This window comes from Colwellia psychrerythraea (genome assembly GCF_000764225.1).
Lineage (GTDB): Bacteria > Pseudomonadota > Gammaproteobacteria > Enterobacterales > Alteromonadaceae > Colwellia > Colwellia psychrerythraea_D.
In genome coordinates this window covers 51351-77409 of sequence record NZ_JQED01000015.1, presented here as the reverse complement: position 1 = coordinate 77409, position 26059 = coordinate 51351, and the positions used below count along the sequence as shown (strand labels likewise).

Genomic DNA, 26059 nt, shown 5'->3' with positions numbered 1-26059 from the left:
GCTTGATTAAGTCGTTTATTACCTCGCTACTTAATGTAAACGACTTGGTTCTTGCCTTGTTTTTTAGCTTTATACATTGCTTGATCTGCACGTTCAAAAGCAATATGGATATTATCGTCAGGTTTTATATGCGTTGCGCCAATTGAAAGGGTGATGCTGACCTTATTACTTTTAAATTTAAAAGGTAGGCGAGCTACGAAGTTGTTCAATGCATTGAGTTCAGAAAATAATGCTTCTTCTTCTACTTTAGAATAGATCAGAACAAATTCTTCGCCACCATAACGTCCAACAAAAACGCTTTTTTTAACGCTTTTCACAATAGAATTGGCAATAACTTGCAGTGTTTTATCCCCTGCAGTATGGCCATAGGTATCATTTATTTTCTTAAAGTCGTCAATATCAATAACGACTAAGGCAAGTGGAAATGGCTTGCGATGAAAACGGATCATAGTCTTAGCAAAGTAGTCATCGAAAGCGGCTCTGTTGGCGAGCTTGGTTAGCGCGTCTTGCATGCTTTTTCTTTGCTGTTCAGCAAGCTTCTCTTCAAACATGTCACTTTGTTTTTCAAGTTGCTCAACCTTTGCCGACATGTCATTGAGCTTCTCAGCTAATTGTTGATGGTTTTCTTGTTCAAATTTCGACTTTTGCTCTAAGGTATTAGATATTACTTGTAGTTTTTCATTTATATCTTCTTTTACTTGAGTCAAGGTAAGTGCTTTTTCAACAGTTCCTGTCATATCTAACAGTTGACTTTGTAACTTCTGATTAATTATATCGTTTGTTCTTTGAGAGTTTTTCTGTGTGACAATCGTTTCTTTAACAGCACTTTGCACTGTTGTTAACGTAGCACTTAGACTCGTTAAAAAGTTTTTAGCATTTTTTTGTTCATCTTTAAAATCAGCAACAATTACATCAAAAATATCAATGAAGTTTTGCAGAAGTTTTTCACTCGATTGATTAGTCATTAATTTTTTCTTAATGGCCAATAAATCACTGGTGTGCGCTTTAGATAAAGGTAAAGCACTGAGTGATACTGAGATTCGCTCAAGAAATAGGGCATCGAGAACGATAGCACCAGCTTCTACTGCTTTTTTACCTTCAGATGAAACAATCGGCGGCGCTTGTAATATTCCTTGATTAGACTGGGTGCTTTTGGCTTTTAGCGCAAGATCATAAAAGCTTAAAAGCTGGCTTAATAAAGGAATATATTGAATTAGAGAATCTTTACTGTCCTTTGTTTCGCTCAACAAGGCACGTAGATCTCTACGTAAATCTCCAGGCAAACCATTTATTTTCTGTAAGCTCTCACCAGCTTGATTAAACTGTTCTTGTATATGAGAGATATTTTTTCTATTGGTTATGCTGTGCTGTTGTAACAGTTTTGAAATAACTGAAATTTTATCTTCAATTTCACCAATTGGAGCAGACTTGCTAAAAAGTGTTCTTAATTGAGCTAGACGGTTATCTAATTCTAGGTCAATACCTTTAGAAACTAAGGTCAATTTTCCGATAAATTGAATGAGCAGATTAGATTGCAGATTAAAATCATCTTCTAATGAACTACGGGACTCGATTGCTGTATCAAGTTTCCTTTTTAGTGCAACTAGTTGCTTTTGGGCAACAGAACTGTCATTCATAAAACCAATAAATCCTTAATGAGGAGGGATAGTTAGTACGTAAAATAGTCAAAATAACATAATTAATGCTTTCTTTATCGTTAATTATCTAGCTAACTAATTTATTACGATTACTTTATTCCTATTATAAGACAGTTTATACCATAAAAATGTTATTTATCAGTATGTGAGTGAAAAAAAATTACTTTCATTGTTCCATAGTAAATTTTGGTAGTATTGCGCATTTTTTCAAGGGTAAAATAGTCTCACCTTTTATCGGCAATTTTCTGTACCAAGAATAAGAGAATTTACTCAAGTGTTTACCTTTAGAATTAAACTCATAATCGCTATAGCGTTATTTTTTATACAACTATTTCCAGCTGTTGCAGCTGTGCAAGTTAATATTAATGTAGAACAGCCAGAACATCATATTGCTATCGTAGAACTTAAATTTGATCAAGTTAGCGCAAGTAAAGTTGATTTTTATTTACCGACATGGCGAACCGGGCGGTATGAAACACTTAACTTAGCCAATGGAATTCGTCAATTTGTTGCTAAAGATGGGCAGGGCAATGTGTTGAGTTGGCACAAAACAGATAAAAACACCTGGCAGGTGGAAGGGACTTTACATAAAAAAATCACGTTAACTTATCAGGTTTATGCGAATCAATTGGCGAAAAGAACTCGTCATATTGATGATAGCCATGCATTTATTGATAGTTCTGCTGTTGTGCTGTACTCAAAGGTAAGTAGAGCTGAACAGCATATTGTTCAGCTTTTAGTGCCTAAATCATGGCGGAGTTTCTCAGGTCTTGAGACAGGAGAAAACAGTCACCAATTTATCGCAAGTAACTACGATCAATTAGTTGATTCTCCGATCGAAAGCGGTATTAACGAACATCATGAGTTTAGCGTTGAAAATCGTTTGTATGAGCTGGTCATATGGGGAGAGGGCAATTATGACAGCACAAAAATGCTTAAAGACTTACAAGTTTTAGTCAAGCAAAGTAAGCATATTTGGCAGGGCTATCCATTTAAACGGTACGTATTTATGGTGCATGCAACGAGTGGTGCTCGTGGTGCAACAGAGCATGTTAACTCAACTATAATTCAGCGATCGCGTTTTAAATTTTCAGCCCGTAAAGATTATCTTAGTTTTATCGCTGTTGCCGCTCACGAATTTGTCCATACATGGAATGTAAAGCAGTATCGCCCACAAGGTATCGTGCCTTATGATTACCAGCAAGAAAATTACTCTAACTTGTTATGGTTAGTCGAAGGCTCAACTAGCTATTTACAATACCAATTATTATTACGTGGTAATTTAATGACAACAGATGAGTTTTTTAGTGCGTTAGCTAAACGGATTACTGCACATCGTCATAAGCCCGGCAAAGAAAAGCAAAGTGTTGCGCAAGCCAGTTTTGATGCTTGGATAAGTGAAGGAGGGGATTACGGTAATAATCACAGTGTAAATATTTATGCCGAAGGTTTTTTAGCTTCTTGGTTACTGGATTTCGATATCCTGACTAAAACTGAATTATCGAAAAGTTATCGTAATGCGCACAATCAACTATATCAACAGCATCGTTTGCCAAACAGTTATAACGAAGAAGACGTGTTATCTATTTTAAAAGGGGTAACGGGTGATGATTATCACGAATGGTGGCAAGAAAATATTCAAGGTACAACGACAATTGATTTTCCACTTTTGTTAGCAAAAGCAGGGTTAGAAATGACTTATGCTAACGGTGTAAAAGATAAAAAAAGCAAGCAAACTAAAGTATGGACTGGACTCAAAGTTAATGTGGAAAATCACGATGTGATTGTCTCATCGGTTGAGAAAGATAGTCCTGCGTGGCAAGCAGGAATAACCACAGAAGATATTATCGTTGCTATTGATGGCTTACGCTTGGCTGATAACGAACTAGAAAATCGTTTAAAAGACTTTAAGTCTAAGCAAATTATTACGATTTCATATTTTCGACGAGATCAGTTAAAAACAGCAAGAGTTAAGCTTGCTGCAATAGCTGAAAATAAATTGAAGATTATGCCTGTTGAAAAAGCGAGTGTTAGACAAAAAGCATTTTTTAGAGCATGGACTGGTGTAGATTTTCCTGAAGAGAAGTAGCCAATGAAAGCATTAAAGCGCTTAGGTTTGTTCGCTTTAATGCTAGATTATTGCTGCTAAGAGCAAAACACTTTCCTTATTGGCGTAATGTTCTAGCAGCAGGTGCTGATTCCGTGCAACTACTGCGGAATGGGTTAATATCTAAGCCACCACGGCGAGTGTAGCGTGCAAAAATAGTTAATTCATCAAGTTGACAGAATTGCTGTAAATCACAATAAATTCTTTCAACACATTGCTCATGAAACTCATTGTGTTGACGAAATGAAATTAAATATTTCAACAAAGCTGAGTGGTTAATAGCTTTACCACGGTAGTGAATATAGACACTCGCCCAATCGGGTTGGTTGGTGATTAAACAGTTAGACTTTAACAAATGGCTGACTAGGTGCTCTTCAACTTGGGAATCTTCAGTTTTATTTTGTGCAGTAGCGAGCAGCGTTGCGTCATATTGATAATTATCGATAGTAATATCTTCACCATCAATACAAAAATAGGTGTCTTTATTTGTCGCAATAGCTAAAGCAGGACAGTGATCAACCCCAAATAAATTGACCGTAGCCTTCGCCCCTGCAATTTTTGATAAATCGTTAGTTAATCGTTGTTCAACCTCTTTAACACTCGCAAAACGAGTTTGATTAAAACTGTTTAAGTAGAGCTTAAACGATTTTGACTCAACAATGTTTTCGCTGGTGCATGCAAAGCGAAACTCGGCCACGGCAACGATGGGTTTACCTTTATTATTAAGCCAAGATAGTTCATACCCATACCAGACATCTTCACCAACAAAAGGTAAATTGCTTTGATTTAGCGATAAGTCATCCCTATTTAAACTTCTAGGTACTCCTTGCAGTAAATCTGCGGTATATTCGCTGCAATATTGTGTACTTTTACCCAGTGTTAATTTGCTGAGTTCCGTTGCATTTTGATAATTGGCCATAATTTTTTCAGTAGTGAGCTAGTATCTCGCTATTTTAAAGGATCTTTCTTTATATGACATCTACAAATAAAACTTTAACACAGGCACTATTAAAATTTAGTAAAGACTACAGCCAATACCATATTGAGCAATTTGGACACCTTCCAATAGTAGAGCGAGATGAAGAATGGTTATCCCCTTGTGAGCAAGGCTCTCATGATGAGGAGCATAATTATTGGCAAGGCTGTGCAATTAACAACGACAACCTGCCTGAGAACACAGAAAAGGCGCTCTCTTTTACAAATGTAGAGTCAGCACTGAATATCGAGTTACACCCAGACATAAAAGTCTATTTTACAACTCTTTTTAGCGGAGATATTGAAGCGAAGTGTGATGAAGGCAAGTTATCTCTTCTTTTTGCTTGGAACAGGGGAGACTTTGAACGATTACAAGAGAACATTATCGGTCACATCTTAATGAAACAAAGGTTAAAACAAGATGAAACTATTTTCTTCGCAGTAACCGACGAAGAAGATATGATTATTTCTTTAGACAACAATAATGGGCAAGTCTGGGTTGAGCGGGTCGGTTGTAAGCCTCATAAAAAAATTAGTGACTCATTAGTTGAATTTATTTTGCAATTAACACCCTCTAGTGAAATAGACGAAAAGTAATAAGATTAAGCGTTTTATTTTTTAGTCAGTTGTTCATCTAAATTATTAATGAGCAACTTCATTTCGGCGAGTTCTTTTTTCAATTCAGCTAACTCTATGGCTAAAGACTGTTGTATCACTTTTTTTATCACGCCATTTTCAAGTAATGACTCCAGTAGCTCAGATGTGTTGTGAGTTGATAAATCGGCATTAACGTCTTGCTCATCGGTGATTAACGGAGCAATAAACTCAGGTTGATGTTGCCAGTTTTTAAGCGTAGTAATTACCATAGCTAATGGCGCTCGTTGAGTTAATTTAGCTTTTATTAAAGCAACTGTTGGCTTTTTCCCTGCGTTAGCTAGTTGATTAGCGCAGATTAAAATTTCATCGATAACTGTCATTTTGCTTACTGATTTAGATATTGTTAATTAATTTAACTATATTTTAGCGAATATTGCTAATGATGTCTCGGCTTTCATTTTTTTATTTTTAAAAGTTATTTAAATTCAAAGCTTTAACTAGTTGGCTTGTTTGTTGCCTTATATCTTTGAACATTATAATAAATCGTAAAATACTTTAGGAAATATCAACATGAAAAAATCAATAATTGCTTTACTGATCGCAGCACCTCTTGCTATGACGTTATCTGGCTGTGTTATTAAAATAAATGATGACGGCATTGAACATGGAATGGTTGGTGATAGTGAAAATCGAACTTATGAAAATCGTAAGAAAATTGCCAAAATACAATTAGGCTCTTCTTTTATGGATATACAAGAAAAGTTAGGTGTTTCTGATTTTTCTGAGACTTATTCTGAGGGTGGTAATACAGTACGCGTATTGTATTACCGTACCCAACGTAAACATAAAGACGGTTTAACGACAAAAGATGAATGTACTTTTCTACAGTTTATTAATGGTCAGTTGGTCGAAACAGGTAATGGTGGCGATTATTCAAAAATTGATAAGACTCATTAAATATGAGTTCTTTTAGCCTTCAATACTCCGCATTGCGGGGTATTTTTTATTTCTAATTATTTGGACGAAGGCTTGTGGAAAATTGATTATATTTGACCTATTTGAAATTATACTGCTATGGTGGGTTGTTAGATTATAAAATCCACCGTCAGAATAGAGGCAATAATGAGTGAGACAGTTCCGGTAGAGAGTAGTGTTGATAGTGATATAAATCAAGACGTTAATATTCGAGCGACTTATTTAGGAGCTCATGAGTTGAAGTTAGCTGCGTCTCTGTTATATCAAGCTTATCATGATGACCCTGTATTTTTAGATATTTTTAAGGGCGATAAAGAAGACTATGAACAACGTCTTCGTGGCGCTATAAGAGAAGAGCTTAATGCCTTCTGGCAAGCTAAACAACCTATGATTGGTTTGTATCTTGGAGAAGCTATGGTTGGGGTTGCTTGCATTAATAGCCCTGACGAAAAATTAACGAGTGATCGTTTTTGGCATTGGCGTTTAAAAATGCTGTTGAATGCTGGTTATTTTAGTACTAAGAATATGATGCAAAAAGAACAAACAGTATTGGCTGCAGTACCATTAACAACGTTTCATTTTTTATCCTTTATTGCCGTTCACCCCCTGCATCAACAACATGGTTTTGGTTACTATTTAATGGCCGCTGTAAATACGGTTCTTGATGAACACCCAGAGAGTGAAGGGGTTGCTGTATACGCTACATCCGGGAAGTTTAAAGAGTTTTTTAAACAAGTTGATTATCATACAGTAAAAGAAGTTGCTGTAGGTAATGTATGCGGTACCGTGATGGTGCACTATCGAAATAAAAAAGAATAAACCTCAACCTACTTTTCGCGGCTAGTTCTAGCTTCAATTCTCTTAGTTTAATCCTTCAATAAAAATAGCACTAATAAAGTGCTATTTTTTATGTAAGACATGTCTCACATCGCTGTGAGATATATTGGCAATTTATGCTGAGATATCCCACTTGAACGCGGTAAGTTGTTTATTTTAATCATTTTTTCAATTTGTCTCTATTGTTACATATTTTTTACATTAAGAATTATATTGTTAACCCACTTCGACAAAAAGTAATTAAGTGTATTATTAGTCTTGTCAGGGAGACAAGAAGCAGGGGGCTTCAGCATTGTTTGCAGTGCTATTAAGGAAGATGCAAGTTACTGAGATGGAATCTAGTGACTTAAGGACTTACCGAGGACGGTACATAGCTTAAGGATAAGTTAATAACGTTGGATGCAATGGATGCTATTCAAGGAAGATATAAGTATGGATGCTTGTGTCAGAAAATGGAGAGCCTAAAGCAGGATGCTTTAATTTTATAAATACTTAGGTGTTATTTAAAATAGGGTTTATTAAGGAAACTTTAAGGAAAAAGTTTAGTGGCTGGATGCCACCATGGAATAGAAATAATAGGATGTGGCTGACAAAAGCCAATATCAGGAAGATGTTAATTATGGATGATTAATTGAAAAATTTAATTTTTTTCAATGGATATGGGTGGACCCATAAAGGATTTACTAAGGATAGTTATTCAAGGAAGAAGTGAGATAATAAATATGTGTGCTGGATGCACCATATAAGCTAGTTATAGAAATGCGACTCATTGAGTCGCATTTTTTATTGGTGAAAAACTGACTATTTTAAAAAAAGTACTCGACCTTACTCATTTTTAATCTTTCAACCCTTGTGACATAACTCACTGAGGGAGATACTCTCTTTCACCCTTAACTCCTCAATAAAAGCGATCTCACTCAATCGATTAAATAATAATTCGACATTTAGTATGAGAATTAATAGCACTTTACTCTTAAAGAAATTTTACATTCATAAGTATATGGTTATCAAATTCAACACTAAACTATGCTCTACAGGGCTATCTCCCTATATGAATCTAAGCAACATTGTAAATATAATTCCAGAGTATAGCTAAAAGGGATGCAACAAAATTCTCAATTGTATTTATTTTCATTTCTAGTGACGATGTGACTGTTTTAATCTAAAGTAATGCTATTCATTTATCTTGTTACATCGGTTTAAGCGATATGTTTAGTGTTGAACAACTTCAAGCCTTTATCACAACAGTAGAAACAGGTTCGTTTTCTGCTGCCGCTCGTAGTTTGAATAAAGTTCAATCTGTAGTGAGTCAGCATGTTATTAATTTAGAAATTGACTGTAATAGTCTGTTGTTTGATCGTTCAGGACGATACCCACTACTTACAGAGGCAGGTAAGAAGTTATTACCGCATGCACAAGCTGTGATTTATCAGCACCAACGGCTAAAAAACTCGGCAATAGCATTAACTGATAATACGCCAAGGGAAATAACAATAGCGTTAGATGAAGGGATCTCATTTAAACTTATTGCAAGCATTATTAGTAAATTACAGGATAAATTTCCTGATATCACTCTCGAATTCTTGAGCGCCTCAAGCCCTGATATCATCGATATGCTAAAAAAAGAAAAGGCGTTAACGGGGATTGTTTTTAGCGAATTGACCATTCCTACTTATTTAGATTTTGAGTGTATTGGCTCAATAAACTTTGATTTATATGTTGCTAACTCTCATCCATTGGCAAGCCAACAATGTAAAAATATTGATAGTTTAAGACTGCATCGCCAGTTACTTATTCGCTCTCGTAATACGCAATCAAGCAGTTTTCAATTGAAGGTGAGTCCTAATGTTTGGTATGCCGATAATTACTTTTTATTGCTTGAACTTGCATTACAGGGGAATGGTTGGTGTTTATTGCCTAATCATATTGCTAATGAATCGGTTGAAAGTGGTCAGTTAGTAAAGTTACCACTTGAGTTTGAAGAAATGAGGTGGCAGGCGAATGTTGATGTAGTTCAGCACCAACGACACAGCAACTTGGAAGTATTTAAAGTACTTAGGCTGTTATTGCGAAATCTATTATAAAATAAGTAAACTTCCCCTTAATATAGCGGAAATAAATTTAATACTCGTTAAGCGCTTTGGTGCAAAAACGAGATAGAATTTTATAACTTTAGTCCGTTCAAGTACTCATATCAGCGCTTAGTAACTAAATAGCATTTACCTTTGCTTAAAGGTAACCATGAAACTAGAATTACTGAGAATGAATAGCTATTTAGTTTTTGCCCACTTTAAACATACTAATTTCATATTTACCTTATGCTTTACCTAAACTAACGTTAGTAATTGCCTTTGTTTCTAAATTTAGGTAAACAGCAGACAGCAATTGATTCTTTCTTACCATAAGCTGATATTGATTTTTTGCTAAGACAAGATCATATTTAGAGTAATATTAACTGAAATTTGCTGCTTGCTTGTGAGACAAATTTAAGCTCATTGTTGCCATTCATATAAAGAGCGTTTGTGCTGTACTTATAGAACTCTCCGCAATAACTCTTTATATGAAAGCTTGAACATTTAATCTGACGCTTAAAAGCGTTGGAACATTTGTGATCGAACAGATACAGCCCCTAATCGCGTGATACGATAAGGCTGTCCTTTCTTCGAGCTGATAAGTTTTTTACTTTTTAAACGTTTAAATGCGTCAATTGTACAATTAGACAAGACAAGCCCATCCTGTGTGTAACAGAGAACTTCTTGGATTTTACCGTTTTCACGACAATATTGAATCTCACCACCTAGTGCGAGGACATGTAGAACGCGTTGATCGTTTTTAGATATATTCACTGGAGTAATCCCAATTTTTAGCAATTGCAAATAAGTACCAACCATCACTTTGTGATGAGGTCTAATAATGTTTTCTATGTTTCTTAGCCTATACGGACTAGGAAAGTGCAATTACCCGATTCTCTAGCAAAAATCCTCCAATAAATTTAAACATGATGAAAAAACGCAGCCAAAGTAAATTTTAAATTTGGCTTGCAACTTCTGTTTAGTTTGCATAATATACAATTGACCGGACGGTCAGTCAGCAAGAAAAGTGAATAATGTGGATAAAAAACAACAAATCATTGATGTAGCTATCAAGCTGTTCGCAACGCAGGGCTATGAGAATACGCCCATTTCTATCATTTGTGAGCAGTCAAAGGTTTCAAAGGGGCTCGTTTTTCATCACTTTAAAAATAAGGATGGCTTACTCAGAGAGGTATTCCTCCGGATGGCTCAAATTATTGAAGGGGTTGGTGACAATGCAGATTTGGTTAATGAAGACCTGACTGCTAAAGACAGACTAGTTAGTCATTTGGATAAAATTTTTCTGTCAATGACATCTGCTGAGCACAAACTATATTATCAATTTGATTTTCAAGTCTTGTGCCAGCCTGCTTTGCGAGTACTTTTGAAAGATCTATTTGATGAAAGGTATAAGCTCATGATGGAGTCTTTCCAGTCAATATTACGTGATATTCCCTCAGCAAGTAGTTTTGTTGATAGCCACATGTTAATTGCTGAATTAGACGGTATCGCATTAAATTATTTATTCGCTGAAGATGATTATCCACTGGAAGAAATTAAGCAACGTTTCATCGGTAAGTACATATTATTATTAGGTTTATAGATTAACCATCGTAATAACGATAAAGACATTTTGAAGCGAATAACGACTAATATTTAGCATGACACAATGGAGGAGTGTTTCAATGAAAACACCATACCAAATACAATCCGAAGCCTTTACCGCTGCAGGCGGCATTTATGATGAACGACATGGGAAGCTATATGGCGACCTAGCAAACGCTTTAATAGAGGACGGTAGCTTTTCTATCGTGTATGAAGGAGTAGCACATGCATGCTACACACCTATCACAGTAGATGCAGCACCACACCTCAAGTGCTATGTATTAGCACCTATATCTGTCCTTCCTGAGCACCAAAGAAAAGGTCATGCGACTAGATTGATGGAAGAAGCAGAAAAGCAATTAAATGCTGATGTTATCTTTGTTATGGGAGACCCAAAACACTATGCGAACCGCTATAATACCCCTCACAAGGTGCTGCTTCCTGTAAAAAGCGAAGCTCCTCTTGAGTGCTGGTTTGCCCGTGAACTCACCCTTGGCGCTCTAGATGGCATCGGAGAATCAACTTCTACTTTGACAGGTCCTTTTGCGGAACCAATTATGTGGAGCCACCCAAGCAAACAGGTATAAAATTTAAGATGGCGCTGTTGTGCCATTTTAATGTTCGTTAAATCCTGTATTTCTACGTTATATTTCCTAATTCAATTTAGCACCATGCAACGCCTGCCTATTTGATTAACTTGGATATGTAAGGGATGTTTCTATATTGGCCTTTCCAAGGTAACCCGTAGCCCACTAACAAATCATCGCCTTCCATCTCATAGCAATAGCACTGATTTGCAGGAATATTTGCCCGCCCAGATTTTACAAATAAGGTGGCAATTGTCAGTGACTTTACATTAAATGAATCTTTGAGGTAGTGTACAATCCGTTTCATTGTCCCTCCAGACTCAATCGCATCGTCAATCAGAATGACGTTTTGATCCTCTAGCTCAATATTTTGGTGAAAGACAATATTAGAATTGTTGTTTCTGTTTCCAGGAGTGTGAGGACAGGAAATAGTGTCCATGCTTATATCAAACGTTAACTCTCTTACTAAATCTGCCGTAAAAATTATTCCGCCCGGTACAACGGTAATAACAACCGCACTTTGTAATTCGAGTTTTTCATTCAGCAGTTGTGATACATGAGTTACACCATTTTTAATTTGGGCCTGATCAATAACTACTTTTCCTAAATGTTTTATATTCATCGTTAGCTTTTATCCTACTTTTAGCTCATTTTTGAGTTTAAATTCCTTATTACTCTTTAATAAAGAAGCTGTTAATAATGTATATATCGGTAGGGCAACTAGAAGAAGCAGAGCACTTTTCAAGGTTGTTTGGTGTGCAATCAATCCAATAACTACTGGTCCACATAACATACCACCATACGCAAAGGTTGCTACAAAGGCGATGACTCGACCTGATTTTTGTTGATTAATAGAAGCTGCTTTAGAAAATACTAATGGAACGATAACCGAATAACCTATCCCCATAAATGCAAATCCAATTAGAGCAAGGTAAGGCGAACTAACCAAAACTATTATCACTGCACCAAATAAACTAAATAATGAACAGCCTTTTACAATATTTATTACTCCATACTCTTCAATGAAAAAATGTACAGATAGCCTTGATAGAACCATTAGCATTGAGAACGTTGCATAGGCCCACGCACTGAAGCTCATATCTGCACTAAATTCTTGTCGCATTATTACTGAACCCCAGTCAGCTATTGCCCCCTCTCCAAGTGCACTGCAAAAAGCCATTAAACCAACCGCAGAAAGAAGCATGAAAGGTAGTTTTGAATTATCAGTACCATTTGCAGACTCGTTTTGGGGAAGAGGAAAAGCAGAAGGCTTGCAAAGTATTAAATATAACGGGATAAACAATAAACTGACGATTAAAAAGTGCATCACAGTACTAATATCGGCCCAAATAAAAAAGACTGTGCTTCCCGCACCTACACCAGCCCCCAAACTGAACATGGCATGAAAGAATGACATTAGTTTTTTTTTCGTTAACGTTTCTGTTTTTGCCGCCCAACTATTCATAGCAACGTCCATTGAACCGTGTAAAAAACCGAAAAAAAACAGAGATATCGTTAGCAAAAGAAAATTAGAACTTAGCGCTAACCCTATAAAAGGGATTGGGTATAACAAATACGATATTTTGGACGACTTTTGTACACCCAGTTTATCGTTCAACCGACCTGCCAATGGAAAAGAAGTGACAGCGCCAAAAGCAAGTACCAGCAGTAGAATCGACAGTGTTTTTTCATCTAATTCGAATATTTCTTTAAAGAAGGGCACCTTAGCTGCCCAAGTCCCAAAGAGACATCCGTTAAATATAAATAGTAACGATACTGCGAAGGAATTCATTTTAATTTCGGTCATCTATAATCCAAGTTGGTTTTCTATTGCTTATATGTTGTCATGAATGCAAGATATAAATAAAATTGATTATTACTATATCTGTATCGGATAATTCTATGCTTAGACATTTGGCCAACCATTTACCTTACTTTTCTGCTGTTGCAAAGAGTCTCAGTTTTTCCAATGCGGCTAACGAATTGGCGGTATCACAACCCTCTATTAGTTATCAAATAAAATGCTTAGAAGAGAAACTAGGCTTTCAGCTTTTTATGCGTGGTCAGGGTAATAAAGTAGAGCTTACTAACAAAGGTAGTAAACTATTTCAGGAGTACTTGATACTTGAACGAAACTTTAATCAAGTAATCTTTGATACACAAGTCAATCAAAGTAGAACAAAATTAGAGATGACTGCACCAGTTGATTTAGGAGTGAAATTTATTGCACCTATGCTGTCGCAACTGGAAATGGATAAATTAATTATCAACTTAGACTTAACTGACGAGGTTGTAGACTTTAAGAAAAGTAAATTTGACTTTTCGATCAGAAATAACAAAAACGAAAAAGGCTTGGAGTATTTTTCTCTAATGTCAGCGAAAAATATATTAGTGTGCAGTGAGCAATATGCATTAATTAACAAACTTTCCACATTTGACGATATTAATGAACAGCATCGTCTCATCGTTAGAAGTGATGTAAAAAGTAACACTTGGGAAAAACTCTTTCTAAAGCATGATAAGCGTTTCCATAAGCATAATAATATGCAAGTAATCAATAATAGTTTCGGTATATACCAAGCGATTATTTCAAATATTGGGATCGGTATTTTGCCGGAATACTTTGTCGATCAAAGTAATCAAAAAGCCCTCTACATATTTGAAGAGAGTATGAGTGAAACGCCATACTATCTAGCCTATCAGCCTTCATATGTTGCCAAAAAGTGGGCGACACTGATTAAAACGCTTATCATTAAGAATTTTGAATACCTGAAGAGAATCAATTAGCCATAAGCTGACATTAACCCTTTGCAATGCCATGATGATATTTAGTGTAATACTAACCGAAGTTTATTGCTCGTTTGTGAGGCTGGTTTAAGCTCATTGTTGCCAGTCAGGTTTGATTCTTGAACGCTAACAATTGCCACAAAGAGCTATTGATATAACTCGATTGAATGTTTACTTAGTTTTTCCTTAATAGCATTCATCACTAAATTGACTCTTTCTGGCCGTTTTATTGATTGAGGGAATAGCAAGTACACCTCCTTCTGTTCAGACTCTATTTCTTGGAATAATGGTATTAACAAGCCTTTATTAAATTCTTGAGCCGCCATGTAACTTGGGATTCGACAAATCCCCATGGACGATAACGCCGCTTGTTTTAAAACTTCGTTGTCAGAAAATTGAAACTTTGCTGTCGTATTCACTTCGTAACTGAGATTTTTCTCCTTAAATTGCCAATTCTTCCAATGAGATAGTGCAATGCAGGTGTGCTCTAATAGCTGTCGAGGTGTGTTTGGGGTGCCGTTTAAAGATAAATACTCTGGGCTTGCACAGCAAACATAATGAAAGCTAGTTAACTTTATAGCGATAACTTCTTCTGGTGGCGTATTGGTAATCCTTACTGCAAAATCATAAGGAGTAGAGATTAGGTTGTATGTCTGATTACCTGTTTCAGCCGTAATATTTATATTTGGATGTTGCTCACATAATTGATTAATTATTGGCAAAAGTACGTGATTTAGTAAACCCGTAGGGGCGGTGAAACGTACTTCTCCAATTAGTGAACTTTCTGAAGTCTCCAATAGCTGCTTAGTATTTTGCCAAAAGCTAGTAAGCTTATTCGCATGTTCGAACAAACTTTCTCCTGCTGAAGTTAACCGCATCGTACGGGTATTACGTATGATTAGCTGAACGGCTAATTCATTTTCTAGCGCTTTAATCTGTTTTGATATATGGGCTTTGGAGACGCCAAGGTATTCTGCAGTGCGTGTAAAGCTGCCTTTTTTCACTAGTTCAGCAAATAATTTTAATCTTTCCAATTGCATACACTCTAAATCCATAGTTAACAGGGAGAATCAAATGGTAGCACTGTTTCCATATGGAAATAGAGTTTTATTTCTTACCTAGTTTTTTCTTCGTTTGTGATAGGTCAGAATAGTTACAAATTACATAACAGGTATTTTCATGAACACTTTTTCCAAACTATTTATTTTCTTAGGACTTATACTTCTAAGCCATCAAACATTAGCAGACGCTATTACGGATGCTTACCATCCTAAACCGTATGTTGAAGTTGAGCATCCAAACTGGTCAAAAAACGCAACTATTTATGAAGTAAACGTCCGTCAATATACAAAAGAAGGCACGTTTAAAGCGTTTGAAAAGCATCTTCCGCGATTAAAGGAGGTAGGTGTCGATATTCTTTGGTTAATGCCAATTCATCCGATAGGAGAGAAAAATCGTAAAGGAGAAAAAGGAAGCTATTATGCGGTTAAAGATTATAAAGCAGTCAACCCTGAATTTGGTAGCCTAAACGATTTAAGGTCTTTAGTTAAAAAGGCACATAGCATGGGGATGTACGTTATTTTAGATTGGGTTGCCAATCATAGTGCATGGGACAATCCCCTAACGGTAAGCAATCCAGAATGGTATACCAAAGATCACAATGGTAATTTTCAACCAACTCCTTGGTGGGATTGGTCAGATATCATCGACTTTGATTATAACAATCCAGAAATGCGTAAATATATGACCGAGGCATTAAAATATTGGGTTGTAGAAGCAGATATTGATGGATATAGGGCTGATGTCGCTGGTTTTATTCCAACTAATTTTTGGGATAATGTTCGCACAGAGTTAGACCTAATAAAGCCTGTTTTTATGTTGGCTGAATGGGATGCGAGAGATCTTCATAAAAATGCTTTTGATATGACATATGCTTGGGCGTTGCACGATACATTGGTAAAGTTAAACGAAAATCATGCTGATGCATCAAGTGTCTATTCACACTTTGCACATGCTCTAAGTGCTTGGCCAGATAATGCGATAAAAATGAACTTTGTCGATAATCACGATAAAAACTCGTGGGAGAAAACAATGTTTGATCGATTTGGTCCGTACCTTAATGCCAGTATTGTTTTGACTGTGACAGCAGAAGGCATGCCATTGCTTTATAGCGGCCAAGAAGCAGGACTTGATCGTGTATTATCATTTTTTGATAAAGATGAAATTGAATGGAGAGAACACCCTATTGGTGATTTATATAAACAACTATTTTCACTAAAGCATGAAAATCAAGCCCTGTGGAATGGTAAATGGGGCGGAAAAATGATTCCCGTACCCAATAATAATCCAAAGGCTATATTTTCGTTTGCTCGTCAACAAGCTGAAGATAAAGTCTTTGTAGTGATCAACTTTTCAGGGCATGCACAAAAAGTGAAGTTTAATGAAAACATTCAGTTAGGACAATACACTGAATATTTCACCAAAGAGAAAGTAACAATATCAGCAAATTCACAAGTGAAGTTACCTGCATATGGTTATAAAGTTTTTGTTAAAATCAAATAACGTGTTAACAAAATAATGATTTAATTCAAACTATGAGCCGACACCTTCTAATTGTCGGTTCACTATCAACTTGTTCTTAGGAGCTTCTAAGTCATATGCGATGAATTAGTTATTTGCCTGCTTCTTGTTAAAATCAAAAGATTTTCATGTCAATTACACCTTTGACTTCTATCAATGCAACTTCACGGCTGGTGGTTTTTGCGACTGTTAGACTGCTCAACTTATTGGTAAAAGTTCTTATCAAAAAACATTTGCTTTCATCTGTAGGGAACGTCCACTTTCGTATCTTTGCTGACCTTATTGGAGCGTTGACGAGTTACAAAATTTTCTCTGGTGTAACTTAAATATTAAATTTTCTCATCGTGTGACGCATTTCTCATTATTTGTGACGATCCACATGCCACAAAGTCAAAGAGACTCAATAACAACTGTGTTCCTTGTAAGATATATCGCACATCAGTGTGAGATATGTTGGCAATTTCAGCTAAAGAATAAAAGTCTGTTTTTTATCTTGTTGATTAATAATGATAAAAGCCACATGCCGAATATGGCTTTAGTGTGACATTTAGATCTTTATTGTTAACCTACTTTAATAAGTAATATTGAGGTGTAATATTAATCATGTCAGGAAGACAAGGAGCAGGGGGCTTCAGCATTACTGTTAATGCGATTATGGATGATATTGTCATTAAGAGGGAATCTAGTGACTCAAGGACTTACCGTGGACGGTAACACAATCTAAGGACTAGATTGGGTGCAACGGATGCATTTCAAGGAAGAGATGGTAAGGATGCTTGTTTATGATAAAAGGAAAACCTAAAGCAGGACGCTTTAATTTTAAATAGCACTTAGCTGCTTTTTAAAATAGGGTTTAACAGGGAGGCTTTAAGGATGAAGTCTAGTGGTAGGATGCCACTATGGATGATATGAACAAGGATGTGGCTTGGTGAGGATTACCAAGGTCAGGAAGACAATAGTTATGGAAAACTATTATGATGGAATGTTAACTAAGGACAGTTGATTAAAGGAAAAACATGGACTCGTTGGATTGTTTCCCTACATGGATATGAACGGATACATAAGGGATGTACTACGGATAGTAATTCAAGGATGAGATGAGATCATTAATATGTGTGCAGGACGCACAGTATAAGCTAGTAATAAAAGTGCGACTCCTTGAGTCGCATTTTTTATGTTCAGAGTAGCACTTTTCTCTTTGTCATGATAATCGACTAGTACAAAGCACTATCGACTGGTATCGTTTGTATTATACCAAGTTGATTAAGTTCTTTCCTACTCAGCAAGAATTAAAAGGCTTAGAGGCAAGGTATTGATTGAAGAGAATGGTTACTCAGGAGAATATGCTCCTGCATTCTCTAATAAGCTGCATCCATGCAGCGTCCTTGTCAAAATCAATAACGCAGCTTGTAAGCCTTTTAAACTAGCCCTTTGGGAGCTTGTTTTATGGCCATTAACATCGTTAAATTTATTTGATTTAGAATGACTAGACCAAAACAAATTTTCCTTGTTATTGAACATGTAACACAGCTCTGAGTTGGGAAGAAATTTAATCAAATTGGTATTAAATGTCACATTATCTTTATTCATTACAAAGTCATTGGAACGTTGGAAAGTAAATGTTGGAAATATTGGAAAAGCTGTCAGTAAAACTCTTACCATTTCGTAAAATGATTTATCTCGCTATGATAATACTATTAGGGGTTATGATTACCCAGCTGCTACAAACACCCTCAGCAACACACTCATCTAACACTTTCAGTATATTGAGCTTGGTAGGTTTTATATGGTTACTGCTATTGAATATCTTACTTTCTATTTTTCACAATATTCCTAAGATTGAAAGTAATTCAAATAGTAGGTTGTCGAGAGTTAAAATTAAAGTGAAAAGAGGGGGCTTTCACGTTTTAGCTTTATTATTTGTAGGATTAACTTTAGTGATAATTTTTTTATCTGTACGTATGTTAAGAATTTAAACAAGCATAATAAAAAAGGAGCTATGAAATAGCTCCTTTTTTATCTGCGCTGATATAGCGTTGATTATGATTGGATGAACATTATTTTGTTGCTGCTTTCATCTCACTAATAAAACATGTCAAATCATTCAGCATTTTACTTTCATCATCTAAGTTATTTTCAATGATTTTAACCACAGCTGAACCACTAATTGCGCCAAGTGCACCTGCTTTAAGTGCTTCTTTAACTTGGTGCGGTGTTGAAATACCAAATCCTAAGACAGGAGGGGCAGCATGATATGCTACTAAACTTTCAATTAACTTATTTGCTGTAGCATTAACGGTATTTTTGGGGCTTTCAGCACTATCTACGCCAGTTACGCCAGCGCGGCTTAATACATAAGTATAACCACGAGAGTATGACGATACTGCACGTAATGTCTCATCACTTGCATTAGGAGGAGCAATAAAGATAGGAGCAATACCATATTTTAATGCAGCTTCCCTAAAAGGCTCACTCTCTCTAATAGGTACATCAGCGATTAATACTGAGTCCACTCCTGCTTCGCTCATATCTTTATAAAAAGAGTCAATACCACGCGCAAATACTAGGTTGCCATAGAGTAATAAACCAATGGGTATTTGAGGCGCATATTCTCTAATTTCTGATAGTATTTCAATACAGATATCTGTGTTGATACCAGCAGCTAAAGCGCGAAGTGCTGCACTTTGTATGGTTATTCCATCAGCACTTGGATCAGAAAATGGAATCCCTAACTCTAACGCATCAGCTCCAGCATCAATTAAACTTTTGATAACGGCAATAGACTGCGCCTTATTTGGGTCGCCAATCATAACAAACGGAATGAAGGCTTGTTCATTTTTTTCTTTTAAGCTAGCAAAAGAGGTTTGGTATCGGGCACCGGCTTGTTGGATTTTTGAGTTTGACATTATGCCTCTCCTCTGTGTTTCACTTTTGTTGTTGATAATGTTGCTTCAGGTGAAAGAATAGCGTGGACATGGGCTAAATCTTTATCGCCACGACCAGATAGGTTAACTAAGTAAATAGTTTCTTCAGTAGCGGACTCTGCCATCTTTAATGCTTGAGCAAGGGCATGAGATGATTCCAGTGCAGGAATAATTCCTTCACTTTTAGCTAAGGTCTGAAAAGCGGCTAATGCTTCATCATCATTGATGGGGACATACTGTGCTCGTCCTGTCTCTTTTAAAAAAGCATGTTGCGGACCAACGGCAGGGTAGTCGAGTCCAGCTGACACTGAGTATGACTCTTGGATTTGGCCGAAATCATCTTGCATTATGTAAGTATAGTTACCGTGTAACATGCCTTTAGAGCCAGCTACAAGTGTTGCGCCGTGCTCGCTGGTATCTATGCCTTTACCACCCGCTTCAACACCAATAAGTTTTACGCCATCTTCTTTGATAAAGTCGTGAAACATACCAATGGCATTAGAACCGCCACCAACAGCAGCAATGACGTAATCGGGCAAACGGCCTTCTTCCTCTAGAAATTGCGCTTTAGCCTCTTCACCAATCATTTTTTGAAATTCACGCACAATAGTTGGGAACGGATGAGGCCCTGCAGCTGTGCCTAATAAGTAATGGGCATTTTCATAATTTGCTGACCAATCTCTTAATGCTTCGTTAACGGCATCTTTTAATGTACCTGAACCAGCAGTTACCGGAATAACTTCAGCCCCCATTAACTCCATACGAAAAACATTCGGCTGCTGGCGAGCGCAATCAACGGCTCCCATGTAAACCTTACATTTCAATCCAAGTAGTGAACAGGCTATAGCGGTTGCAACACCATGTTGACCAGCGCCCGTTTCAGCAATAATTTCGGTTTTCCCCATGCGCTTAGCGAGTAAGGCTTGGCCTAACACTTGGTTAGTTTTATGGGCGCCGCCGTGTAATAGATCCTCGCGCTTTAAATAAATTTTTGCCAGCGGATTTTTGACGATATTACGACAGCAGGTTAATGGTGTAGGTCGGCCTGCATATTTTGTTAATAAATTATTGAATTCAGTTAAAAATGCTTCATCCGTTTGTGACTCGATAAAAGCTTGTTCTAATTGCTCTAACGCTGGCACTAATAATTCTCCAACGTACATACCACCAAACTCACCAAAGTAGGCAGGTAAGCGGCTTTCATTTACTTGATTGTTTTGATTCGTGTCTGACATCTTAATAATTCCTAATTTGCGAAAATACTTGTGCTAGTTTTTCGCTTGATTTAATACCTGGGCTATCTTCTACACCTGAATTAAGGTCTAGGCCAAATAAGTCCACATCGGTTAGCTGCTCGAGGGCATGACCAATATTGTCATTGTTTAAACCGCCAGCTAAAAAGCTTTTTGATAAGTTTTGTTCACTCAAGGTTAATACTTGCCAGTTGAATGTTTTACCGCTGCCAGGGCTTTGCCCATCTAGTACATGATGACTGACGGTTGAATTAAGTAACGGTACACTCTGCGCCACGGGACTCGCTTGCCAGACTTGACAAAAGTCACAGTTATTTAAAGCAAGCTCAGCCGTTAATGCTTCAATATAGTGTTTATCTTCGCTACCATGAAGTTGTACAGCACATAAGCGTAACGTTTTCACTAATTCAATAATCTTCTCTCGCTCCTCATTAACAAAAACGCCAACATACTCTAATTTAGGCTCTGCTTTGATAATGTTCTGTGCATGCTCTTTAGTGACATAACGAGGAGATTTTTCTGCAAAAATGAGTCCACCAAAGCGTGCACCTGCATCTGCCGCTGCACTAGAGTACTTTATGTCTGTTAAACCGCAGACTTTGTTATTGCCATAAATTAACTTGCGACATGCTAAATCTATATCTTGATAAGGATTGTTTTTAGGATCCATTAATGAACTACCCACTAAGAAACCATCAACAGCAGGTGCTAACTCTCTCACCTGAGCGTTGGAATAAATCCCTGATTCAGAAATAATTATTCTGTTGTCTGGTATCGTTGGGGCAAAGTCAAATGTACGTGAAATATCAGTACTTAGATCACGTAGATTTCGATTATTGATACCAATCATTTTTGCATTAAGTTTTATTGCTCTATCGCGCTCTTCTGGCGTTGATATTTCGGTTAATACAGCCAAATTATATTGCTCAGCAATTACTGATAATTCAAGATACTCTTCATCTGATAAGACACTGAGCATTAACAAAATGGCATCTGCACCATAATATCTTGCTAAGTACACTTGATAACTATCAACAAAGAAGTCTTTGTTGAGCACTGGGCATTTTACTGTTTGGGTTACCGTTTTAAGGTAATCAAAGTTACCTTGAAAGTATTTCTCATCTGTTAACACTGAGATTGCGGCAGCGTATTTATCATAAGTTTGACAGATAGCTTTAACATCGAAATCAGGGCGAATAAGGCCTTTAGAGGGAGATGCTTTTTTACATTCAAGGATAAAGCCTGCATAGGGTTTATCTTTTGTTCTCGTTAATGCTGCATACATATCTTTGGTTGTTGGCACGAGCTCATCAATAAAACTTGCCAAAGGTTTACTGATTTTTAACGCATCAATTTCAATACGTTTATCATCAACAATCTTTTCTAAAATATTTTTTTCGGCTGAAGTATTCGTGTGGTTAGTCATTTTATTTCTCAGCCTTTTTGTCAGTGTCAATTAGCGCGTTGGCGTTGTTTGTTGTAGATGATGTATCTTGATTTGAAAGTTCAACCAATCTTAATAACGTACTTAAACCTTTACCTGAGGCAAGTACCTCAGCGGCGAGTTCTGCAGCTTGAGTGAGCGAATCGGCCTTATTATGTAAATACAATAGTGCAGCACAGTTAATAATGACTGCTGCATTGTGCGCATCCTTTCCTTGACCAGATAAGATCTCTTTAATGATATTGGCGTTTTCTGTCGGTGTGCCACCTTTAATCTCTTCAAGCGTATAATTTTTTAAGCCAAAATCTTGAGGTGTAATGGTACGTTCAATTAATTCGCCATTATTAATTTCTATGGCTAGGGTTTTGTCATGTAAAGCAATTTCATCTAACCCACTGCCATGAACAACAAAAGCACGTTTAACGCCTGTTAACTGAAGTGCTTGAGCCATCGGCATTAATAACTCAGGAGTATATACACCGAGTAACATTATATTTGGTTTAGCAGGATTAACTAACGGCCCTAAGATATTAAATAAGGTACGAATCCCCATGGCTTTCCTTACTGGTCCTGCATATTTAAAACCAGAGTGATAAGCAGGGGCATATAAAAAGCATAGGTTAGTTTGTGCCAAACAGTGATTAGCTGTTTCAGGTGACATGGACAAATTGACGCCAAATGCTTCGAGTAAATCAGCAGAGCCTGACATACTAGAAACACTTCTGTTACCATGTTTCGCCATTTTTAAGCCACAAGCGGCAGCTAGCACCGCAGCAGTGGTTGAAATATTAATGGTATTAGCACCATCACCGCCAGTGCCAACACAATCGGCGACAATATCTTCTTTATTACGCTCTGGGAATGCGGTAGCCGCAGCGCGAATAGCTATTGCTGCACCAGCGATTTCTTCTGGGGTTTCACCTTTGATTTTGAGTGCTGTTAATACACCTGCCATCAAAGCTGGCTCTATATTTCCTTGGAGTACTTGTAGAAAAAAGTCATGGCTTTGTGTCTGAGTCAAATCAAGGCCATCAACTAAGGTAGGCAAAATAGTGTTTATTGATGATGTGCTTAAATCGGTTGAAGCGACATCTGTTGACGCTATTTCTGTGGAGCTAGTAGTTTGTTGACTTGTCATTTTATTCTCCAATAACTTTAACGGTAAGTGAGGGCGCTAGGGAAAGTAAGTGTTGAATACTCTGTGCCAACAAGGTTGCTCCAAAGGTTGTTAATATCGATTCAGGATGAAATTGAAAAGCTAAAACAGCATCGTCTTCTTTGCTAATGGCCATACACATACCGTTATACTCGGCTATCACCTCTACGGTTTTTGGTATCTCTTTGCCTATCAATGAATGATAACGAGCAACAGGTAAAGGGTTTTGAATGTTTTTAAATGCACCAGAGCCAGTATGAGTAACACTGGATGCTTTTCCATGAACAATTTCTTCAGCTCTGTCTACCAGACCACCATAATGTTCAATTAATGCCTGATGTCCCAAGCAAATGCCTAACATTGGAATACGTCCAACACACATTTTGATCAATGCCATCAAGCAACCTGCTTTATTCGGTTCACCTGGGCCTGGGGATAAAACGAGTAATACAGGCTCTGACGTTTTTTGGGTATGCTCAAGCATTTTGTTAAAAATAAAGTCAGCACTGAGTGTGTTTCGATAAACGCTGGGTTCAAAACCTAAACATTGAAACTCATCAACCAAGTTATAGGTAAAAGAATCCAGGTTATCGAGCATAAATAGTTTAGTCATGCGCTTGCTCCTTTGCCGACGTGTTAGCAGTGATAATAGCACTTATAACCGCTTGGGCTTTTTGCCGTGTTTCATTGGCTTCACTTATGGGATCTGAATCGTAGACTACGCCAGCACCGGCTTGTACTTGAGCAATATTATCCTTTACAAAGGCTGAACGAATAACAATACAAGTATCCATTTCACCGATACCTGTCAAGTAACCTACGGCACCGCCATAACTACCACGCCTTTTTCCCTCAACCTCTCGTATAAGTGATGTTGCTTTTACTTTAGGTGCGCCTGACAGAGTCCCCATATTCATGCAAGCTTGGTAGGCGTGTAATGCATCAAGATCGGTTTGTAACTTTCCGCATACGCGTGAAACTAAGTGCATTACATGGGAATAACGGTCAACTTTAAGTAAATCAGCAACATATCGGGTACCGGGTTGTGATACACGAGCAACATCATTACGGGCTAAGTCAACCAGCATAATATGTTCGGCGGATTCTTTTTTGTCTTGTCTTAGCTCAAGTTCAATTCGACTATCTAAGTCCAATGAAATATTGCCTTGTTGATCGAAACCGCGAGGACGTGTTCCTGCTATTGGATAAATCTCTACCTGGCGGTTACTTGCTTGATATTTTAAGGACGATTCTGGTGATGCGCCAAAAATACAAAAGTCACTGTCTTTTAAATAAAACATATAAGGACTAGGGTTACTAATTTTAAGTGCTTTATAGGCGGCAATAGAATCAAAACAAGGCAAACTAAAAGTACGTGATGGCACTACTTGAAAAATATCACCTGCTCGAATGTTTTCTTTTAATTGATCAACAATTTCACAAAATTTCTCATCACTGATATCGACTTGTAATTGTTCATTCAGTTTTTCTTTAGCGGGAAGATCAGTAAATGCAGGGCTTAATTGTAAGACCTGTTTGGCATTAATAGACTTAGCAAGTGTTTCTTTTATTTGAGTAACGCGATTGGCAATAACTAATTGGCTCTGTTTTACTTTTTCAGCATCATTGCAGTTAAAAATATTGCCTATAATTTCGGTGCTTTGTAATTCATGGTCAATGATGACTAACGTTTCTGCTAAATAATAAACAAAATCAGGGCAAGTATTGTCTCCTTGAGTAACTGTCGGTAATTCTTCTGCGACAGCCATAAGGTCAAAAGCAAAAACTCCCCCTAAAAATACTGAGAAAGGGTGGCTTTTATCATCAATGAGTTGGTTGAATAATCGTAAACTATGAAATTGATTGGTTGCACTTAAACGGGCTTTTTCATCAAGGTCTTTAGCAACCTCGCTAAATTTGGCTTGAAATGATTTTCCATCATCAGCAATAGTTAATTGAGCATGTGGCTCTAGTTGAGCCGCCGCGTAATTGATAGCATTTTCACCATTGAGTGATAATGCCGAAAAAGTGACTGTGTCACCATTACATACAATTTTGACTGCTGCATCCGTTAATAAAAGGCTTTTTAATAAATGCTTTTTATCAATCTCGGCAGATTCTAATAATATATTATGCTGTTGTTGGTGACATAATAATTGGTAAACACTTAACGGATCATTTTGATAGTAAGTACTATCTTGTAGAGTGATTACTTCACCCTTGATTTTATTTGGTAAGTTTTGAGTCATCTTGAATACTTCTATAGAATTTATTTAAAGAAAAATTGTCAACCTGCATAAATGGGCAACAGCCACCAAATAAACCATGTTTTTGCTTTGTTCATTCTAAGTCCTTTGTTAACTAACTCTCGCTCGCTTTAACGAGAAAAACCCGCTGATAGGAGCGGGTTTTTTGAAATTTGTTTAATCTTTTTTAAGATACACGCAATTATCACAACCCAATTATGTCGAGTTATGCCACCACCAAATCAATGTTAAGTTT

At 36.9% G+C, this 26059-nt stretch carries 23 protein-coding genes; 9 read left to right on the top strand and 14 right to left on the bottom strand.

Annotation, left to right across the window (positions count from 1 at the left end; genetic code table 11):
* Nucleotides 1–26: 26 nt before the first annotated feature.
* Entirely contained in the window at nucleotides 27–1637 is a 1611-nt protein-coding gene (locus ND2E_RS14215) for a GGDEF domain-containing protein (protein WP_033093215.1), read from the bottom strand.
* A gap of 295 nt (nucleotides 1638–1932) precedes the next feature.
* Here ND2E_RS14215 and ND2E_RS14220 point away from each other — a divergent pair, with 295 nt between their 5' ends.
* Nucleotides 1933–3747: a M61 family metallopeptidase gene (locus ND2E_RS14220; protein WP_033093214.1), complete on the top strand. Its 1815-nt coding sequence runs from the start codon at nucleotides 1933–1935 to the stop codon at nucleotides 3745–3747.
* Between the two features lie 76 nt (nucleotides 3748–3823).
* On the opposite strand, the gene queF is transcribed toward ND2E_RS14220, so the two are convergent.
* Nucleotides 3824–4684 carry an NADPH-dependent 7-cyano-7-deazaguanine reductase QueF gene (gene queF / locus ND2E_RS14225; protein ID WP_033093213.1) on the bottom strand — a complete coding sequence of 287 codons (861 nt, stop codon included), beginning with the start codon at nucleotides 4682–4684 and terminating at the stop codon, nucleotides 3824–3826.
* 53 nt (nucleotides 4685–4737) lie between these two features.
* Here queF and syd point away from each other — a divergent pair, with 53 nt between their 5' ends.
* Nucleotides 4738–5337 carry a SecY-interacting protein gene (gene syd / locus ND2E_RS14230; RefSeq protein WP_033093212.1) on the top strand — a complete coding sequence of 200 codons (600 nt, stop codon included), beginning with the start codon at nucleotides 4738–4740 and terminating at the stop codon, nucleotides 5335–5337.
* Nucleotides 5338–5351: 14 nt separating this feature from the next.
* Here syd and ND2E_RS14235 read toward each other — a convergent pair whose 3' ends face one another.
* The gene (locus ND2E_RS14235; RefSeq protein WP_033093211.1) at nucleotides 5352–5717 is read right to left on the bottom strand and encodes a hypothetical protein; all 366 of its coding nucleotides are present in this window, start codon (nucleotides 5715–5717) and stop codon (nucleotides 5352–5354) included.
* 190 nt (nucleotides 5718–5907) lie between these two features.
* Here ND2E_RS14235 and ND2E_RS14240 point away from each other — a divergent pair, with 190 nt between their 5' ends.
* From ND2E_RS14240 to ND2E_RS14250, 3 genes are all read left to right on the top strand, one after another.
* Complete coding sequence (locus ND2E_RS14240; RefSeq protein WP_033093210.1) at nucleotides 5908–6294, top strand: DUF3192 domain-containing protein; 387 nt, start codon at nucleotides 5908–5910, stop codon at nucleotides 6292–6294.
* A gap of 165 nt (nucleotides 6295–6459) precedes the next feature.
* The gene (locus tag ND2E_RS14245; RefSeq protein ID WP_033093209.1) at nucleotides 6460–7131 is read left to right on the top strand and encodes a GNAT family N-acetyltransferase; all 672 of its coding nucleotides are present in this window, start codon (nucleotides 6460–6462) and stop codon (nucleotides 7129–7131) included.
* A 1226-nt stretch (nucleotides 7132–8357) separates the two neighbouring features.
* Nucleotides 8358–9233, top strand: coding sequence for a LysR family transcriptional regulator (locus tag ND2E_RS14250; protein WP_033093208.1), 876 nt, complete (start codon nucleotides 8358–8360; stop codon nucleotides 9231–9233).
* Nucleotides 9234–9737: 504 nt separating this feature from the next.
* Here ND2E_RS14250 and ND2E_RS14255 read toward each other — a convergent pair.
* The gene (locus tag ND2E_RS14255; RefSeq protein WP_455549942.1) at nucleotides 9738–10040 is read right to left on the bottom strand and encodes a YjhX family toxin; all 303 of its coding nucleotides are present in this window, start codon (nucleotides 10038–10040) and stop codon (nucleotides 9738–9740) included.
* A 217-nt stretch (nucleotides 10041–10257) separates the two neighbouring features.
* On the opposite strand from ND2E_RS14255, the gene ND2E_RS0121385 reads away from it, so the two are divergent.
* Together ND2E_RS0121385 and ND2E_RS14260 are read left to right on the top strand one after the other, a co-directional pair.
* On the top strand, nucleotides 10258–10824 hold the full coding sequence (locus ND2E_RS0121385) for a TetR/AcrR family transcriptional regulator (RefSeq protein WP_033093207.1): 567 nt from the start codon (nucleotides 10258–10260) through the stop codon (nucleotides 10822–10824).
* A 58-nt stretch (nucleotides 10825–10882) separates the two neighbouring features.
* Nucleotides 10883–11413, top strand: coding sequence for a GNAT family N-acetyltransferase (locus tag ND2E_RS14260; RefSeq protein WP_223303569.1), 531 nt, complete (start codon nucleotides 10883–10885; stop codon nucleotides 11411–11413).
* 97 nt (nucleotides 11414–11510) lie between these two features.
* Here the strand turns inward: ND2E_RS14260 and ND2E_RS14265 are convergent, their stop codons facing one another.
* Entirely contained in the window at nucleotides 11511–12035 is a 525-nt protein-coding gene (locus tag ND2E_RS14265; protein ID WP_052056362.1) for a phosphoribosyltransferase, read from the bottom strand.
* Between the two features lie 9 nt (nucleotides 12036–12044).
* Nucleotides 12045–13220 (bottom strand): MFS transporter, encoded by a 1176-nt coding sequence (locus ND2E_RS14270; protein WP_052056360.1) that lies wholly within the window; start codon nucleotides 13218–13220, stop codon nucleotides 12045–12047.
* A 95-nt stretch (nucleotides 13221–13315) separates the two neighbouring features.
* Between ND2E_RS14270 and ND2E_RS14275 the strand changes: the two genes are divergently transcribed.
* Nucleotides 13316–14200 (top strand): LysR family transcriptional regulator, encoded by an 885-nt coding sequence (locus tag ND2E_RS14275; RefSeq protein ID WP_033093205.1) that lies wholly within the window; start codon nucleotides 13316–13318, stop codon nucleotides 14198–14200.
* Between the two features lie 146 nt (nucleotides 14201–14346).
* Here the strand turns inward: ND2E_RS14275 and ND2E_RS14280 are convergent, their stop codons facing one another.
* Nucleotides 14347–15240, bottom strand: a complete 894-nt coding sequence (locus ND2E_RS14280; RefSeq protein ID WP_190277816.1) for a LysR family transcriptional regulator — start codon at nucleotides 15238–15240, stop codon at nucleotides 14347–14349.
* Between the two features lie 139 nt (nucleotides 15241–15379).
* Here ND2E_RS14280 and ND2E_RS14285 point away from each other — a divergent pair, with 139 nt between their 5' ends.
* Nucleotides 15380–16762, top strand: coding sequence for an alpha-amylase family glycosyl hydrolase (locus ND2E_RS14285; RefSeq protein WP_081962001.1), 1383 nt, complete (start codon nucleotides 15380–15382; stop codon nucleotides 16760–16762).
* A gap of 1347 nt (nucleotides 16763–18109) precedes the next feature.
* On the opposite strand, the gene ND2E_RS23070 is transcribed toward ND2E_RS14285, so the two are convergent.
* The 7 genes from ND2E_RS23070 to ND2E_RS14315 form a co-directional block, all read right to left on the bottom strand.
* Nucleotides 18110–18370 carry a hypothetical protein gene (locus tag ND2E_RS23070; protein ID WP_190277815.1) on the bottom strand — a complete coding sequence of 87 codons (261 nt, stop codon included), beginning with the start codon at nucleotides 18368–18370 and terminating at the stop codon, nucleotides 18110–18112.
* Nucleotides 18371–18837: 467 nt separating this feature from the next.
* Nucleotides 18838–19686: a tryptophan synthase subunit alpha gene (gene trpA / locus ND2E_RS14295; RefSeq protein WP_033093202.1), complete on the bottom strand. Its 849-nt coding sequence runs from the start codon at nucleotides 19684–19686 to the stop codon at nucleotides 18838–18840.
* Nucleotides 19686–20939 carry a tryptophan synthase subunit beta gene (trpB, locus tag ND2E_RS14300; protein ID WP_033093201.1) on the bottom strand — a complete coding sequence of 418 codons (1254 nt, stop codon included), beginning with the start codon at nucleotides 20937–20939 and terminating at the stop codon, nucleotides 19686–19688. The genes trpA and trpB overlap by 1 nt, the downstream gene beginning before the upstream one ends.
* Nucleotide 20940: 1 nt before the next feature.
* The gene (gene trpCF / locus ND2E_RS14305; RefSeq protein ID WP_033093200.1) at nucleotides 20941–22383 is read right to left on the bottom strand and encodes a bifunctional indole-3-glycerol-phosphate synthase TrpC/phosphoribosylanthranilate isomerase TrpF; all 1443 of its coding nucleotides are present in this window, start codon (nucleotides 22381–22383) and stop codon (nucleotides 20941–20943) included.
* 1 nt (nucleotide 22384) lies between these two features.
* Nucleotides 22385–23539 carry an anthranilate phosphoribosyltransferase gene (gene trpD / locus ND2E_RS0121380; RefSeq protein ID WP_395858407.1) on the bottom strand — a complete coding sequence of 385 codons (1155 nt, stop codon included), beginning with the start codon at nucleotides 23537–23539 and terminating at the stop codon, nucleotides 22385–22387.
* 1 nt (nucleotide 23540) lies between these two features.
* Nucleotides 23541–24170 (bottom strand): aminodeoxychorismate/anthranilate synthase component II, encoded by a 630-nt coding sequence (locus ND2E_RS14310; RefSeq protein ID WP_033093199.1) that lies wholly within the window; start codon nucleotides 24168–24170, stop codon nucleotides 23541–23543.
* The gene (locus ND2E_RS14315; RefSeq protein ID WP_033093198.1) at nucleotides 24163–25806 is read right to left on the bottom strand and encodes an anthranilate synthase component 1; all 1644 of its coding nucleotides are present in this window, start codon (nucleotides 25804–25806) and stop codon (nucleotides 24163–24165) included. The genes ND2E_RS14310 and ND2E_RS14315 overlap by 8 nt, the downstream gene beginning before the upstream one ends.
* Nucleotides 25807–26059: the final 253 nt, after the last annotated feature.